This window comes from Jejuia sp. G7-7, from assembly GCF_055808955.1.
Map to the genome: position 1 here is coordinate 1 of NZ_JBVVSZ010000001.1, position 17,630 is coordinate 17,630.

Below are 17,630 nucleotides of genomic sequence, written 5' to 3' on the forward strand. Positions count from 1 at the left end.
TAATAAGAAATATTTTTAGACCGCGATTTGAGTTACTAGATATAGAAACCGGAGCGATAGATGTGAACCCTGTATTTAGTGGTGCTTCTACTTTTGCCTCAAGATTGAATGTTTTTAGTTGGGATGGATTCTTTACATATAAAAAGAAAATTGGTGATCATAGTATTAATGCTGTAGCTAGTGCGTCTTTTGATGAACGTACATTTCAATCTGTCAGAGCTTCTCGTAACGGTATTACTAATAATGAAATATCTGTTATTGATGGTGCAACCCAAGATCCTTTCGCATCTTCTAACTTAAACGCAACTGGCAATGGTTTTAGCCCTAATTATGTGAGGAAGAATGTAGGTTTTCTGGGTAGATTACAATATAATTATAAAGGGAAGTATTTAATTTCTGGATTTGTAAGAAGGGATGGGTCAAGTAAATTTGGTCAAGATTTTCGTTGGGGTACTTTTCCATCAATTTCTGCTGCATGGAATGTGTCATCTGAGAAGTTTTGGAGACCATTAAAGAAAACTGTAAACAATTTCAAAATAAGAGGAAGTAGAGGTACGGCAGGTAATGATAGTTTTGACGACTATGTTTTCGCATCAAACATTGCTCAGGAACTTGATTACATTTTCGACCCAAATGATGGAATTCTTTCTTTGGGTTCTGGGATCATTCAATATGCTAATCCAAATGTGAAATGGGAAACTTCTGTGTCTAGTAATATTGGTGTAGATATAGGATTCTTTAAGAACAAGTTCACGCTATCTTTAGACTATTATCAAACAGATAAAGAGGATATGCTATTTCCTGTAAGATTACCTGGGTCATCTGGAGTTGTTAGGGGAGGGCCACAAAATGTTACTTTAAATGTTGGTGATATGACCAACAAAGGTCTAGAAATTGCAGCCAGATATCGTGCTAGAATTGGTGCAAGTAAGCTAAGATTAGGGTTAACATATACTCAAAATGAAAACGAAATAACCAGAATGGCTGACGGAAATGAGTTAATATTCAATCCTAATTCTCAAATTTTAGGAACTCCTGTTACCGTTTTTACAGTTGGAAGGGAGGCTGCGTCTTATTGGTTAAAGCAAACAGATGGTGTCATTCAAACCCAAGAGGAACTTGATGAGTATCTATTAATTGATAGTAATGCACAATTAGGAGATTTAAAATACATAGATCAGCTTACTGAGGATACGGATGGAGATGGTATTCCAGATGCTGGGGATAATATAATCAATGATGATGATCGCGTATATTCGGGTAGCGGATTACCAGAATTTGAAGTAGGTTTTAATATGAATTGGTCATATAAAAACTTTGATTTAACAATGAACTGGTACGCATCAGTAGGTGCAGAAATTATTAATGGAACTAAGGCTGACGCCATGGCCAGGGGTAGACATTTAGATTTATACAATATGTGGACTCCTAATAACCCAACTTCCAATATCCCCTTCTATGTAGATAGAGATAGAAGACATCCTAATTATAATGGCGATTCAGATTTGTGGGTTGAAAATGGCGATTATTTAAGATTAAAACTAATAAGTTTAGGATACACCTTACCAAAAGACATTTCAACTAAGGTAGGTTTATCTAAAGCACGTTTATTCCTGTCGGCACAAAACCCGATAACCATTACTGGATATGATGGCTATGATCCTGAAGTTGGTGGAAATGTAACCAGAAGAGGTTTAGATACAGCTAGATTTCCATTATCTTCTTTATACTCAGTAGGTGTTAATATTGAATTTTAAAAAAATAGAATTATGAAAAAATATATATGTAGTTTAATTGTTTTGTTCCTACTTGGAATAACACAATCTTGTAACGAATATTTAGAGGAAACGAATCCTAATTTTTTATCCTCAGACACATTTTGGAAAGATTTAAACGAATCTGAAGCCAATTTAACCTCGGTATATTCAGCTATGCTTCATCAATATGTACTTGGTATTGAGGAAGAGTTCTTAAGAACAGATATAGCATTCCCTGGGCAAAGAACAAGACCAACAGGATTATTATTGGCGTGGCATCAACAGCGTATCACTTCTGACCTAAGAGCATTAAGTGATCGTTGGGATTCTAAATATCAAGTAATATTTAGAGCAAATCAAGTTATAGAAGGATTAAATGGAATGGACGACTCTTTTAAGAATGAAGATGCATGGGCACGTCAAATGGCTGAAGCACGATTTTTTAGAGGGTTAATGCATTTTTATTTACACTCAACATTTAATAATGGTAGTATTATACTAAGGGATGCTGTTCCACAAACGGTACAAGATTTTTCTAAACCGCTGTCAACCTCGCAAGAAGTTTTAGACTTTTTTAGAGATGATTTAAAATATGCATATGATAATTTACCTGCTCAAGGACAGTCTGTTACACGTGCGGATAAAGCATTTGCAGCTACTATTCTTGGTACTAGTCATTTATATGAAGGTGAATATGATATGGCCTTACCATATTTTGAAGATCTAATAAACAATGGAGAATATGGGTTGGCTTTAGAGCAAGATGTATCAAAGATGTTTACAAATGCTGGTGAGTTTAGTCAAGAAAATATATTTGAAATAAATTATGCGGACGACATTCAACCTGAAGATGGATTTTTCGATGAAGATTCTTTTCAAAATAGATTAGCAAGAAGAACAGCACCTAATGGTAGAAATTTAGAAGCTAGAGCTACTTTTGGAGGTCAAGGGTGGATAACGCCATCTGCATGGTTAACCTATGCTTATTCTACTGAACCTATAGATACCCAAGACCCTAGAAATACAGTTGATGGAGAGTTGAGACCTATTTCTATGAGAGCGGCACAGAGTATCGCTGTAGTAAATGACGAGATTTCTCCTTATTATGGTTATAAAGCTCCACAGGTTTATGCTTTTGGCGGAACTCGTTTTTCATTATTTAAGAAATATACTAATCATACCGTTGTCGAAAGAGAGTTTGATACAAATACAACACCTTGGGAATCTGGAAGAAATGTAATTGTAAATAGGCTTGGAGGCGTATATTTAATGTATGCTGAATGTTTAACTCAAACGGGAGATATAGATGGAGCTATTGATGCTATTAATGAACTAAGAAAGCGATGGGGACTACAATTAATTGGACCTTCCGATGGTTCTTCTCATGATTTCGATGATGTAGCATACAATCAAACAACTCTAATGGATCATTTGATGTACAAAGAATATCCATTAGAATTATCTATGGAAGGGTTTTCTACAAGATTTATAAATTTAAGAAGATGGGGTGTTACACAACAAAGATTTCAAGATTTAAGTACGCAAGTTTGGAGTCTTGGTAATTATACTTATACAAGAACTAATGGGAGTACAGCAAGGCGAAATAGGAGTTTGCTCCAAGAGGGATCAGGGCCTAGTGAGTTTACAGAGTACTCTGAAGCAGCTAATGCATGGGCAGCAAATAATCTTGGGTATTTTCCATTACCACAAAGTGAAGTATTAAACAATCAAAGTATAGACTAAAAATTATCAAAATGAAATATATAAATAAAATATTTATAGTACTTCTTGCTATTGGAATGATGGCAAGCTGTGAAAGTGAAGATGACTATGTTCCTCCTTACAACGACTTTTCTAGTTTAACGTTTTGGTCTTCACCAGGAATAGAAGCTCTTGAAACTGAGAAAGAAGTTAATGTTAATGAATATATAGCTTTTAAGGATATATCAAGAGGAGTATTGTCTCATCAATGGAAAATTCAGAGCAACGCTAAATTTTTGCAAAAAAATATACCTGAAACGGATACAATTTATGCCAATTATGTGCTGCCCAATGCAGGTCTAACAACATCAGACGACTTAATTAACGTATTTTTTCCTGAAGTAGGAACTTCTGAGATAAGATTAATTAATACTTTCAAAGATTCAGTTACTGATGCTGTTTTTGAAGATGGTGTTTGGAAAGTTGATAAGGTATTTACTATTACGATAAGTGAATAGTTAAAGAAATAGTTTTATTTAGTTAATATGTTTCCATTCCGTGATTTCATGTAATGGGAACATTTTTTTTGGAGTCTAAAATTGGGATGTCTCTAAATTATTATATAGTCATAAATAGTATTACAAAGCATTTTTTATCGAGGCAATGCTATTTGCTGTCAATAAATCAATATGCAATTACTAATAATTCTTCCTTAAAAAATAGAGAAGAAGTAGATATTTAATTTTGAGGCTTTCTGGAAATTCAAAGGTATAATTGGATAAAGTTTATGTAAGCTAAAAGATAAAGTAACACCTAACCATGATGAACTAGTTAATGTTTTCGAATCGTTAAGAGTCAAAGATTATAAAAAAGGAATCAATGAAGTTATTTTTAGGTAATATTTGACAATTGCATGTTATAAATATTGCGTTAATTAGAGTATTAATTTTTTTCATGCAAACCATCAAAATAAGTAATTTCTTTTTTTAATTACGGTACTTACTGCTAATTTATTAGTTGCGCAAGAAAACGATTGGGAAAATGAACTCATGTTTGAACAAAACAAGTTGCGTTCTCGTGTACCAACTTATTCATATACAAATCATCAAGATGCTTTAATAGGAAATAGAGAAACTTCCAGAATGCAATCTTTAAACGGTATTTGGCAGTTTAATTTTGTAGAGAAATCATCTGAAAGACCACAAGATTTTATAGCTAAAGGTTTTAAAGGAAGCTCAAAAGACTGGAAAGATATTCCTGTGCCTTCAAACTGGGAATTACAAGGTTATGGAACGCCAATTTATAGTAACATCATTTACCCTTTTACTCCGGATATCAAAACGGGTGGAAAAAGAAACTTTAGTTATTTAGGACCACATCCACCTCAGTTCCCTCATATAGAAAAATATAGAGATAATCCTGTTGGAAGTTATTATAGAGATTTCTCAATTCCTGAAGATTGGAAAAATCAATCAGTAGTTTTGCATTTTGGAGGTGTGTCTTCAGCTTTTTATGTTTGGGTAAATGGCCATAAAGTTGGCTACAGTCAAGGTAGCAGGTTAGCTGCAGAATTTGATATTACAGATTTTTTAACTGAGGGACAAAATAGAGTTGCTATACAAGCATTCCGTTGGAGTGATGGAAGTTATTTTGAAGACCAAGACATGTGGCGATTAAGTGGTATTCATAGAGAAGTGTTACTCTTAGCGCAACCAAAAGTGGCCATTAATGATATGTTTGTGCGTACTAAATTTGATAAAAACTTAGATGATGCCAAACTAGAAATTCGTCCACATATTTGGATGAAAGCTGATGAAGACCAACTAAAAGATTGGACAATCTCAGGAGAACTTTACGATGCTAAAGGAAACAAGGTTACAAAACAACCAATGTCATGCGCTATTGAAGACATCTATTTTGAAAGATGGCAACAACGTGATATTACAAAGTTTGCATTTTTAGAAGCTCAAATAGAACAACCAAATAAATGGTCGGTTGAGAATCCTTATTTATATACGGTAGTACTAGATGTAAAAAACTCGAAAGGTGAAACAGTAGAATCTAGGAGTCAAAAAATTGGATTTAGAACCGTAGCTTTTAGTAAAGACAATGAGCTTCTGATTAATGGTAAGGTTACTAAAATCAAAGGTGTTAATCGTCATGACCACAACCCTATTCGAGGTAAAGCATTAACGCGAGAAGATATGGAAGCTGATGTGAAATTAATAAAACAATTCAATTTCAATGCTGTAAGAACTTCTCACTACCCCAACGATCCATATTTCTACGATTTATGTGATAAATATGGTGTATATGTTATGGATGAAGCCAATATAGAAAACCACCATTTAGGAAGTTATGTACCGCAACAACCTAGTTTAGCAATTCCTATTTTAAGTCGTGTAATGCGTATGGTTGATAGAGATAAAAATCACCCAAGTATCATTTCTTGGTCTTTGGGTAACGAAGCTGGAACTGGACCTGCTTTTGCAGCTGCGGCAGCTTGGGTAAAAGATTATGACCCTTCTCGATTTATGCACTATGAAGGTGCTCAAGGCGATCCAACTCATCCTGAATACAAGGAAGGAGATGAAGGTCAAAAAGTATTCAGAGGAAAAGCTCATGCAAACCCAAATGACCCGAAATATGTAGATGTTTTAAGTAGAATGTATCCAGAAATCTACCAACTTAAAGCCATGTCTGAAAGTGAATATATTGACAGACCGATAATCATGTGTGAATATGCGCATGCTATGGGTAATTCTATTGGAGGTTTAGGTGAATACTGGGATTTGATCAACTCTAAAAAGAATTTAATAGGTGGGTTTATTTGGGATATGATAGACCAAGGTTTGGAAACCACAAACGATAATGGTGAAAAATTCTATGCTTATGGCGGTGATTTTGGCGACTATCCGAACGATAAAAACTTTTGTATTAATGGAGTATTTACACCAGATGGAAAGCCAAATCCGCATGCTTGGGAAGTAAAACACATTCATCAACCTTTTAATTTTGAAGACATAGATATTAAAAATGGAAAACTAAAAGCAATCAACCATTTAAACGAAACCAACCTTAATGCTTATGAAGTACGATGGTTGATTTCAAAGGACGGGAATGAAATACAATCGGGTATTTTAAATGATATTGATATTAAACCTAATGCCTCTTCAGAAATAAATGTTCCTTTCAAAAAGATAAAATTTAAAGACAATTCAGACTATAGAATTAATATTTCAGTTCATGAAAAACAAAACCGATTATGGGCAAACAAAGGGTTCAAAATTGCAGAAAATCAAATACTTTTAAAAGCAAACCAAGTTTCTGAGAATTATAAATCAAAGTCAAAAACTACGGTAACTGCAAAAGATTTAGAAAATTCGATTGAAGTTTCTGGTGAAAATTTTTCAGCAAGTATTTCAAAAGCATCTGGAGAATTGAGCTCATTTATAGTTAACAAAAAAGAACAAATAGCATCACCCCTGAAACCCGATTTTTTCAGACCACCAATTGATAATGATTTACGTGGTGCTAGTAGTAGATCATTCAGAAAATCAAGAGCATATTGGGAGTTTTTAGCAGATAAATTAAAAACTGATGTTGTAGAAATTCAAAATAATCTCAAAAATGAAATCACAGTAAGCGTTTCAAAACACCTAAAAGATGAAGTTGGCCTTGTAATTACGTATCGTTTTTTAAGTGATGGAAAATTGATTGTTAAAATGGATATGAGTGCCAATAAATCGTTACCTAGTTTGGTGAAATTCGGAATGACAATGGGTGTGCCTAAAGATTATTCTAAAACAGCATTTTATGGAAAAGGGCCTTGGGAAAATTACATCGATAGAAAACGAGGTGCTATTGTAGATACATATACTTTTAAAACGGATGATTTATTTACAAATTACATTTTCCCACAAGAAAATGGAAACCGTTCTGATGTAAAATGGTTAGCATTATCAAACAAAAAATCGCAACTAAAAATTGCTGGTTCGCCTGAATTTGGGTTTTCTATCTGGCCATATTCAGCAAAAAATATTCAAGAGGCTAAACATGCTCATGACCTAAAAAAACAAGGATTTTATACTTTAAACTTAAATCTTGTTCAAATGAGTGTTGGCGGTACTTTATCTGAAACTTTACCACAATTTTTAATTCCTTCAGGAAACTATACTTTCAAATTTATAATTGAAGCTAAATAAAACTAAAAAACAACTAAACTAAATCAAAAATGAAACTAATTAAACATGCATTAATTGTCTTTTTAAGTATAACTCTAATTGTTTCATGCAAAAAAATAAAGAGAGTGCAGACAATAAAAGTATTGCAATAAACTCTAGAACAAGTAAAGACCTAAATCTTGATAATAGTAAAGGTGCAATTAACACATCTAAAAGCCCACACGTTAAACTTAAAAGTTTGAATATTGGTGATTGCCAATGGACAGATGGGTTTTGGGCTGATAAATTTAAAGTAGCTGAAGAGGTTATGGTACCCTACATGGGAGAAGTTCTTAAAGGTGATACTGGACACGCTTTAAATAACTTCAAATTCGCGGCTGGTTTAAAAGAAGGCAAGCATAAAGGTATGAATTGGCATGATGGTGATTTTTACAAATGGATGGAAGCCGCTATGTACATATATGCAAATAATAAAGATGAAAAAATCATTGAAGATTTAGATAATCATATTGAAATCATTGGAAAAGCGCAACAAGATAATGGCTACTTACAAACACAAATTCAATTAACAAAGGGAGAGCCTTTTTCTGAAAGAAGATATCATGAAATGTACAATAGTGGCCATTTATATATTGCTGCTTGTATTTATTATCGCGTTACAGGAAAGACTAATTTTCTAGATATTGCTATCAAGCATGCAGATAATTTATATAATACATTTCAACCTCAACCAAAAGAATTAGCACGTTTTGGATTCAATCAAGTACAAATTATGGGCTTAGTTGAATTATACCGAACAACTAAAGACAAACGTTTTTTAGAATTAGCAGAGATTTTCATTAATATGAGAGGGAAATCTAAACCAAAGCCACATCCTACAGTAAGATTTCAACATGTAGGCGATATGACTCAAGAGCGCACACCTTTAAGAGAATCTAATGAAGCCGTAGGTCATGCCGTTTTAGCCTTGTATTATTATGCAGGTGCTGCCGATGTATATGCTGAAACTGGTGAAAAAGCATTAATCGATGCGCTAGATAAAATATGGGGAAATATTGTAGATAAAAAAATGTTTGTTACAGGTGCTTGTGGTCAAAAGCATGATGGAGGGTCTTCAAATCGTGATTTTGTACATGAAGCTTTTACAATAGATTATGAAATGCATAACGCCCATGCTTATAATGAAACGTGTGCTAACTTATGTAACGCTATGTTCAATTATAGGATGTTAGGTGTAAACGGAGAATCTAAATATGCAGATGTTATGGAATTGGTACTATACAATAGTGCATTATCTGGCATCAGTTTAGAAGGGAACACATATTTCTATACAAATCCTTTAAGGAGAACAAAAGGTCATAAAATGGGAATTACAGATTACCCAGATAGAACACCATATATCCCTTGTTTTTGTTGTCCACCAAATCTAGTACGAACTATTGCTAAATCTTCTGTTTGGGCTTATAGTTTAGCTGAAAGTGGTATAGCTGTTAATCTATATGGAGGCAATAAACTAAACACTAAATTAGTAGATGGATCTTCAATTAAACTGAAGCAAGAAACCAATTACCCATGGGATGGCAATATAAAAATAACCATCGAAGAATGTAAAAATGAGGCGTTCGATGTCCTTTTAAGAATTCCTGATTGGGCAGATAGTGCTAAAATTACAGTTAACGGAAAAACTAGTAACACAAAATCTGAACCAGGGAAATTTGCAGTTATTAATCGTACATGGAAAAAAGGTGATGTGATTTCATTAAGTCTTCCAATGAACATTAAATTATTAGAAGGAAATCCTTTAATCGAGGAAGTAAGAAATCAAGCAGCTATCAAGAGAGGTCCAGTAGTATACTGTGTGGAATCTCCAGATTTACCTAAAGATTCAGATATCCTAGACGTATATTTACCTGTAAATTCAAATTTAACTGCTATATACAAACCTAACTTACTAGGTGGGGTTACTACCATTTCAGGTAATCTAAAACTTCGTAAGGACGATAAAAAGGGTATGTATAGAGAACTTTCTGATTTAAAATGGAAAAATCACAAAATTCAGTTTGTACCATATTTTGCTTGGTCAAACCGAGGTGAATCTGAAATGAGCGTGTGGCTACCACTAATTTTCGAATAACAACTAACAAAAATAAACTAAATACTAAAACTAAAAATCAGTTAAAATGATAAAACACAAACATCTCTACTTATATCAAATGTTTTTCAGTCTACTCTTTTTAGCGCTGGTTGCATCTTGTGGCGAAGCAGAAAAGAAAACGCCAAAAGAAGAAGCATTAAGTAAAATTGATAAACTTGAAACGTTAATGAATGAAGCCAAAGAAAAATCATTGGACGTTACAAGAGAAGAAACCACGCTATGGTTCTCAAAAGAATTTATGAAGTTTGCAGATTGGGATGAAACCAATAAAGAGGCTATTGCAAAATTATTTGGCTATGAGCGTTATTATACTGAAAAAAAGATTCATTAGCTGAAGCATTACCTGATTTTGAACGTGAAAAAGTTATTCAAATTCTTGATAAAAGTATAGATGATTTAAACAAAGAACTTGCTGGTGAAATAAAACGTCGTCCGGTACATAAAGTAGATTGGCATGACGCTAAAGCGGAAGACAATATGTTTGTAAGTAATGGAAAGCCAACTTTTCCTTATGATTATTTTTCAAAAACTGTGGGGCAGCCATTAACTAATGAATCTGTTTATAACGACCATTTAGGAGCTATTTTTCATGGTGGAGAAAATTTGTACCCTGTAGATCATGATCGTGCCATCAACTCATTCTTATTAAAAGAAGACGGAACATTTGATGAAGAATTAATGAAAGAACTTACGGGTATTCCAGACACCAATATTGGCTTCTTAATTTATTGGTCAATGGGTATTCCAGAATGGGTAGAAGCAAAAGAACCAGAAATTAGAAAAGGACGTTCTTTATTTACAGGTTTTGATATAGATAATCCACTAGCTAGAGATGTATGGGGAAAAATTATCCGTCGTACAGGAGAATTAACCAAAGGGAAAAAAGTTACTGAGCTAGGTTACATTTTTGCAAATGAGCCACATTGGTACTCTGAAAAAGGACATTGGACGTATAGATATAAAGAGATGAATGGCATTTCTTCATATACATTAAACAAATTCAGGTCTTGGTTAAAAGATAAATATAATGGTAACATTAGAAAACTTAATTCAAACTGGGGGACATCATATAGAAGCTTTAATGCAGTTGAAATAGAAATTCCAATTGATACAAAATTACTAGGAAAGCCAATTTGGTATGATTGGAATCGTTATAACATGCACAGAACTACTGAATGGTTTAAGTTTAATCAAAATGAATTACATGCTGTTAATCCTGAAGCAGATACTCATATAAAATTATTTCCTCGTACATTTTATGAAGATTCGCGTTCTCACGGAATGGATTTCGAAGCACTTACTGAATTAACTACTATGATTGGTCACGATGCAAAAGCTTTAGGTAGCCCAAGTATCAGGTCTCATATCAATTCAGATTGGTATAAACAATACGCTTACAAATGGGATGGTATGGCCATTTTACATGATTTCTTAGAGTCTGTTGGACCAGACAAAATTAATGTAAATTCTGAATCTCATTTTCTATCTTCAGGTATGTGGAGAGATATGGATCCTCGTACTAGCTATATTCGTAACGTGTATTGGCTATCTACCTTAATGGGAATGGACGCCAACATGGGATGGTTTTGGGCTCGTGATCCAGATGGTTCTCCTGAAGATCGTTTAGAAGGCGAATTAAATTTCTTTGATCCTGGTTTAGGTGGTGCTTATGCAGGTTCTAACAATATGCAACCTCATATAGCGAATGAAGTTACTCAGGTTATGTATGATTTAAATACGTTTTCTGAAGAAATTATTGCACTTCGTAAACAACCGCGTCCGTTACGTTTATTTTATTCAGAAACATCTGCAATCAATACGAAAAAGTATATGACTCAAACTGGAAAACTTTACAAATCATTATTTTTTGAAGGTTTACCATTAGGATTTGCTACCAAAAACATCATTGAAAATCAAGATAATAGTTCTTGGAATACTATAGTTGTTTATAATACTAAATATGTAACCGATGCAGAATTTGCTTCATTACAAACATATTTAAATAATGGAGGAACAGTAATTATTGATTCATCTGAAAGTTTGTCAATGAATGAATATGGTAAAAAACGCAACAATAAGCTAACCGCTGGTAAAGGAAAGCTTGTTACTTTAAAAGGTGCTGACAAAGCTGAAATCAAAAAAGTAGCCTTAGCTGAAGTAGCTGACCAAATGCCAGATGTTATTATTAAATCTGATAATGGTAAAGATTTTAAAACAACTATATCACGTGTTGTAAAACAAGCAGATGGTTCTTATTTAGTTAATTTACTTAATGTTGGGCATGATGCTGCAAAGATTAAATTATCATTAAAATCTGGAGCACCAATGACAATCAAAAATTTAATAACATCAAATGCTGTTGATGCTGAATTCGATTTAGCCTCTGAAGAAGTATTATTGTTAGAAATCAAATAAGTATGAGTCAATTTATTTATTTGCTTATAATTCTATCACTTTTCTCTTGTAAAGAAAAACAAGTCGAAGAAAAGAAAAAACCAAACATCCTATTTATTGGTATTGACGATTTACGTCCAGAATTAGGATGTTATGGTTCTGATATTGCAGTTAGTCCTAATTTAGACAAATTAGCAAGTCAAGGCTTGTTATTTGAAAACGCCTATTGTCAACAAGCAATTTGCGGACCATCTAGAGCAAGTTTGCTAACAGGAATTAGACCTGAAACAAGTGGTGTTTTTCATAACTACATAAAATTTAGAGAGGTTAACCCAGATGTGGTAACACTACCTCAACATTTTATGAATAACGGTTATGAAACTGTTTACACAGGCAAAATATTTCACCATGGTGATTTAGATGATGAAAAATCATGGAGTAGATTACCCGCTCTTGATAGCATGACTGCTAAAGGCATTAAAAAACCTGTTGGTTTTGCTTTAAAAGAAAACAATGATGCACGTGCCGCAACTCGAAAAGAAATGGTTGCTAAATATGGTGATGTAGCTCGTTTCGGATTGGCTTCTGGTGTTGCTTATGAATCTGTTGATGTATCTGATAACACCTATAAGGATGGTTATCACACGGAATTAGCAATTGCTACAATGAAGGAAATGCTTGCTAAAAATGACAAACCGTTTTTCTTAGGTTTAGGCTTTAATAAACCACATTTAAATTGGGTAGCTCCGAAAAAATATTGGGATTTATACAAAAGAAAAGATATCAAATTATCTACTCAAACGGAAAGTCCAGAAAATGCAGCAACTATGGGATTACACCCTTCCTTTGAATTAAGAGTTCGAAGTGGGATTCCTAAAAAAGGGCAAATTGATAATGAGTTAGCAGTTACTCTTAAACATGCCTATTTAGCCTGTGTAAGCTATGTAGATGCACAAATAGGAAAAATGATTGAAGCTCTTGAAGAAGCTGGTGTTAGAGATAATACCATTATCATTGTTTGGAGTGATCATGGATGGCATTTAGGCGATATGGGCATTTGGGGAAAAGCCACCAACTATGAAATAGCGACTCGTGTTCCTATGATGATATGGACACCAGATATGCAAAAAGGGAGTCAAGGTAAAACAACGGATGCATTAGTAGAATTAGTCGATATGTACCCAACGCTTGCAGATTTAGCAGGGTTAGAAACACCAACTCATGTTGAAGGCACAAGCTTTAAACCTTTACTAGAAAATCCTCAAACTGAATGGAAAACAGCGGCGTTTAGTCAATTTCCTTCCCCTGCCCTACGCGAATGGGGTGCTTTTCCTATCAGACCTGCAATGCGAGAAACCTATTTTGGACCTCTTCTTAATGAAGTTGAAGAAAAAATCAAACAGCAACAAGGCGATAAATGGGATAGAGATTTATTTGAAAATAACTTAATGGGATATGCTATGAGAACTCAGCAATATCGATTCATAGTATGGAAAGATAGAACTAATCCTGAAAAAGAACCTGTTTTTATTGAATTATATAATCATAAAACAGACCCTCTAGAAACAAAAAATATTGTAGATGAAAACCCTGAATTAGTAGCAGAACTTATGCTACAGTTTGAAAAGGGTTGGAAAGGGAATACACTAAAACTAATTAAAAACAACTAAACGAATTTTGAACCATGAAAAGAAGAGAATTTTTTAAAAAAGGTACAACTGCTGCTATTGCTGCTGGTTCGGTTCCAATGATTTTTACATCTTGCGCAAGTACAAATGATATTGTTTACGATAAACCCAAAGATAATGGTACCATTTAGGAACAGGAAAATCAGGAACTCCAAACAGGAAACCTATAAAAAATTACGATGTTGCTGTTATTGGTGGTGGTGCTGCAGGTATTTGCGCTGCTGTAGCTGCCGCTAGAAATGGATCAAAAACTGTTTTAATTCAAGACCGACCAGTTTTAGGTGGGAATGCTTCCAGCGAAATACGAGTACATTTAAATGGAGTTAATAACATTAAAGGAAAAGCTGAAAGAGAAACTGGTATAATAGAAGAAATTTTATTACACAACCGTTTTGAAAATGAACAAGAAGCATTTCCTGTTTTTGACCATGTGATGTATGATTTTGTAGTACGTGAACCAAATTTAACTTTAATGTTAAATACCCAAGCTGTTGAAGCCGTTATGAATGGCAATAAAATTAAATCAGCTATGTGTTGGCAAGCTACTACTGAAAAAATGTTCACTATAAATGCACCAATTTTTATTGATGCTTCAGGGGACGGATTATTAGCAGCAACAGCTGGTGCAGAATATAGAACTGGTCGTGAAGGTAAAGCAGAATTTAATGAAACTTATGCTCCTGATGAACCAGATGGATGGCAAATGGGAGCAACTCTTTTAATGTCTTCAAAAGACATGGGTAAACCTATGAAATATTCACCTCCTTCTTACGCAATAAAGTATACCCATGAAGGTGGACACAAAAGAAGAAAATTTGCTGGTTTTCAAGACGGAATTTGGTGGATTGAAATTGGTAGTGATGATGATATTATAGCAGATGCAGAAGAAAACAGACATGTATTGATGGCCTATTTACATGGTGTTTGGGACTATATTAAAAACTCTGGCAAATTCCCTGAAGCTGAAAATTTAGCTTTAGATTGGGTAGGATCTTTACCAGGAAGGAGAGAATCTAGACGCTTTATTGGAGATTATATTGTTTCAGAAAGGGATATGACAGAGCATAAACATTTTAATGATGCAGTAGCTTTTGGAGGTTGGTCTTTGGATGAACATAATCCAGGAGGAATTTTAGATATAGCAGAACGTCCAAGTTTTTTTCATTATCACTTTAAGGAAGTTTATCAATTTCCTTTTAGAAGTTTATATTCGAAAAACGTATCAAACTTAATGTTCGCTGGCCGTAATGTTAGTCAAACACATATTGCTTTATCATCTTCAAGAATTATGGCTACCTGTGCTTTACAAGGTCAGGCTGTTGGTACAGCAGCTACTATTTGTAACAAAAGAAATATATTACCTCGAGAAGTTGGTCAAAAACACATCAAAGAATTACAAGAGCAATTATTAAGAGATGATGTTTTTATTCCAAAAAGACCAGCGAATGACCCATTAGATTTAGCAAAAAAATCAAGTTTAATTTTTGGGTCAACAACGACTTCAGGAGATGCTAAAAACCTTTTAAATGGTATGTCTCGTGATATTGATGGCAAAATTAATCATTGGCAATCGGATGGCTTATCTGCTGATCTTCAACTAGAATGGGAGTCTCCAATTTCTTTATCTAAAGTAGAATTAAAATGTGATACGAATGTGAAACGTAACATAATGATGCGTAAAGATAGTAGAAATAATGATTTATACGGTAATCATGTACCAAAAGAAATGTTGAAATCTTTAAGTTTACAAGGACGAATTAATGGAGCATGGGTTGATTTGGGTAAAATAGAACAAAATAGAACACGTTTGATTAAATTTAATTTTAAACCAACCGAAGTTACAGCAGTAAAAATTAAGATGACCGAAACTTATGGCGCAGAAAATGTAAAGTTATTTGAAGTACGTTGTTATGCTTAAACCTACTTGAATTTGGTGATTTGTTTGGCAGGTGTTTTTAAAATTATTCCGGTGAAGCTCAAAATTTTAAAATATAAAAAGAGATATTATTTTTTGAATTGACATTCCGAGAGAACAAACTTTGTGTAAAATTAATTAGACATCAATAACTTGAGTTAATACTTTCCAAATTTAGCCTAAAGTTTAAAACAATTATTAGTTACTTTCTTTTCTATTGAAACGGTACTGTAATGAATAAACTTGTTTTTTAATGACTCTAAGCGGTATATATTAATTGGACAGGAAAAATTCTGTGACTTGACAAATCATAGGTGCTATCGTATCCAAAAGTAAGAAATTTAGTAATTGTAGGCATAAAAAAAACGGTTTAGTGAAAACCAAACCGCTTGTTTATTGACTTTATACTTTGTAGCGAGAGGGGGGCACGATCCCCCGACCTCCGGGTTATGAATTCTGAACCTTTTGCACCCATCTGGTTCTAAATGGTTTTAAAATCAGTTGATTACGAGTGTTTTGTGATTTTTTTGAGATTTAAAAAATCAATAAAATTGAACTAAAAACATTAAATGTTGTACCTATGTTGTACCTAAATTTTGTATCTTTATATCAACAAAATAAGGGGCATGGCAACAATACAAGCAGTTCTAAGAAGAAAACCAAATAGCGCAGGGTTATTTCCACTGGCAATTCGATTAACCAAAGATAGGAAATCTTCTTATCTCTACACAGGGCAGTACTTAGAAGAAAAATATTGGGATGTCAAATATAGTAAGGTTAAGAAGTCACACCCTAACTCAAAACGCCTGAACAACCTTATTCTTAAAAAATTATCAGAAGCAAACGATACATTATTGGATAGCGATAGTAATGGTGTTGACCAATCTGTAAACAAAATAAAAAAGAAGATTATTGGCGAGGATAAAAAAGAGTTTTTTGAAGTAAGTAAAATCTTTTTGGGCAACCTTCTAAAGCGTAAAAAATTCACTCAGCATTACAACCAAGAGAAACGTTTAGAAATATTTCAAGCTTTTTTGAGGTGTCAAGAGCTAAGCTTTACGGATTTGGATGTTGCCCTTCTCAAAGATTTGAAGCTCACCTTTTATATGAAAGAAAAGTTGCGCCACGTACAGCCGTTAACTACTTGATGCTTATTCGCACGATTTACAATTTTGGTCGTAAAGAATTTGATGTGGATAATAAAAACTATCCGTTTGGTAAGGGTAAAATTCAAATTAAATTCCCTGAAACTGAAAAAATTGGATTGAATAAAGAAGAAATTCAACTCCTAGAAATGGCAACAGGAGTAACAAAAGCACAACAACATGCTGTTAATGTTTGGTTGACCAGTTTTTATTTTGCAGGAGTTAGAGTAGGGGATGTTCTGAAATTAAAATGGTCTGATTTTAAAGATGGTCGCCTTTACTATCGTATGGGAAAAAATCAAAAACTTGTTTCTTTGGCTGTTCCTGAGAAAGCGAAAGTTATATTAGACTCTTATGCAGAGAGAAAGAAAAAAGAAGAATTGGTTTTTCCTTTTCTGAAAGACACAGATTTAAAAAATGAAAAACAACTCTCTACGAGGATTAAAACGGTTACGAGAAATCTTAATCGCCGATTAGAAATCGTGGCGGAAAAGTTGGGTATTGAAAAGAAATTAAGCACCCATATTGCTCGTCATAGTTTTGGCAATATCTCAGGCGATAAAATCCCCATCCAGATGCTGCAAAAACTTTATCGCCATTCTTCCATCACAACAACGGTCAACTATCAGCAAAACTTCATGCACAAGGAAACGGATGATGCTTTGGATTCAGCGATTAATTTTTAAAACAA

General features: G+C 33.7%; 12 protein-coding genes. All 12 read left to right on the forward strand.

What is annotated here, in order from left to right:
- Positions 1-1,757: SusC/RagA family TonB-linked outer membrane protein (locus AC0L5U_RS00005; protein ID WP_473413919.1), on the forward strand; the 1,757-nt coding region annotated here is incomplete at its 5' end.
- Between the two features lie 12 nt (positions 1,758-1,769).
- Complete coding sequence (locus tag AC0L5U_RS00010; RefSeq protein WP_473413921.1) at positions 1,770-3,500, forward strand: RagB/SusD family nutrient uptake outer membrane protein; 1,731 nt, start codon at positions 1,770-1,772, stop codon at positions 3,498-3,500.
- An 11-nt stretch (positions 3,501-3,511) separates the two neighbouring features.
- The gene (locus tag AC0L5U_RS00015) at positions 3,512-3,976 is read left to right on the forward strand and encodes a hypothetical protein (RefSeq protein ID WP_473413922.1); all 465 of its coding nucleotides are present in this window, start codon (positions 3,512-3,514) and stop codon (positions 3,974-3,976) included.
- A gap of 531 nt (positions 3,977-4,507) precedes the next feature.
- Positions 4,508-7,663 carry a glycoside hydrolase family 2 TIM barrel-domain containing protein gene (locus AC0L5U_RS00020; RefSeq protein ID WP_473413923.1) on the forward strand — a complete coding sequence of 1,052 codons (3,156 nt, stop codon included), beginning with the start codon at positions 4,508-4,510 and terminating at the stop codon, positions 7,661-7,663.
- 85 nt (positions 7,664-7,748) lie between these two features.
- Positions 7,749-9,776, forward strand: coding sequence for a glycoside hydrolase family 127 protein (locus tag AC0L5U_RS00025; protein ID WP_473413926.1), 2,028 nt, complete (start codon positions 7,749-7,751; stop codon positions 9,774-9,776).
- A gap of 46 nt (positions 9,777-9,822) precedes the next feature.
- A complete protein-coding gene (locus tag AC0L5U_RS00030) occupies positions 9,823-10,128 on the forward strand; it encodes a hypothetical protein (protein WP_473413928.1) in 306 nt (101 codons plus the stop codon).
- Positions 10,129-10,274: 146 nt separating this feature from the next.
- Positions 10,275-12,212, forward strand: coding sequence for a beta-galactosidase (locus tag AC0L5U_RS00035; protein ID WP_473413930.1), 1,938 nt, complete (start codon positions 10,275-10,277; stop codon positions 12,210-12,212).
- 2 nt (positions 12,213-12,214) lie between these two features.
- Entirely contained in the window at positions 12,215-13,861 is a 1,647-nt protein-coding gene (locus tag AC0L5U_RS00040; RefSeq protein ID WP_473413931.1) for a sulfatase, read from the forward strand.
- Between the two features lie 14 nt (positions 13,862-13,875).
- Entirely contained in the window at positions 13,876-14,010 is a 135-nt protein-coding gene (locus tag AC0L5U_RS00045) for a hypothetical protein (RefSeq protein WP_473413932.1), read from the forward strand.
- 80 nt (positions 14,011-14,090) lie between these two features.
- Entirely contained in the window at positions 14,091-15,797 is a 1,707-nt protein-coding gene (locus AC0L5U_RS00050) for an FAD-dependent oxidoreductase (RefSeq protein WP_473416117.1), read from the forward strand.
- Between the two features lie 623 nt (positions 15,798-16,420).
- Positions 16,421-16,942, forward strand: a complete 522-nt coding sequence (locus AC0L5U_RS00055; protein WP_473413933.1) for an Arm DNA-binding domain-containing protein — start codon at positions 16,421-16,423, stop codon at positions 16,940-16,942.
- Complete coding sequence (locus AC0L5U_RS00060) at positions 16,834-17,625, forward strand: tyrosine-type recombinase/integrase (protein ID WP_473413934.1); 792 nt, start codon at positions 16,834-16,836, stop codon at positions 17,623-17,625. The genes AC0L5U_RS00055 and AC0L5U_RS00060 overlap by 109 nt, the downstream gene beginning before the upstream one ends.
- Positions 17,626-17,630: the final 5 nt, after the last annotated feature.

Coding starts and splice junctions, on each gene's coding strand:
- AC0L5U_RS00040 (WP_473413931.1), top strand. CDS start 12,215: ATGAGTCAATTTATTTATTTGCTTATAATTCTATCACTTTTCTCTTGT.
- AC0L5U_RS00025 (WP_473413926.1), top strand. CDS start 7,749: ATGCAAAAAAATAAAGAGAGTGCAGACAATAAAAGTATTGCAATAAAC.
- AC0L5U_RS00015 (WP_473413922.1), top strand. CDS start 3,512: ATGAAATATATAAATAAAATATTTATAGTACTTCTTGCTATTGGAATG.
- AC0L5U_RS00010 (WP_473413921.1), top strand. CDS start 1,770: ATGAAAAAATATATATGTAGTTTAATTGTTTTGTTCCTACTTGGAATA.
- AC0L5U_RS00035 (WP_473413930.1), top strand. CDS start 10,275: ATGTTTGTAAGTAATGGAAAGCCAACTTTTCCTTATGATTATTTTTCA.
- AC0L5U_RS00030 (WP_473413928.1), top strand. CDS start 9,823: ATGATAAAACACAAACATCTCTACTTATATCAAATGTTTTTCAGTCTA.
- AC0L5U_RS00055 (WP_473413933.1), top strand. CDS start 16,421: ATGGCAACAATACAAGCAGTTCTAAGAAGAAAACCAAATAGCGCAGGG.
- AC0L5U_RS00045 (WP_473413932.1), top strand. CDS start 13,876: ATGAAAAGAAGAGAATTTTTTAAAAAAGGTACAACTGCTGCTATTGCT.
- AC0L5U_RS00020 (WP_473413923.1), top strand. CDS start 4,508: ATGTTTGAACAAAACAAGTTGCGTTCTCGTGTACCAACTTATTCATAT.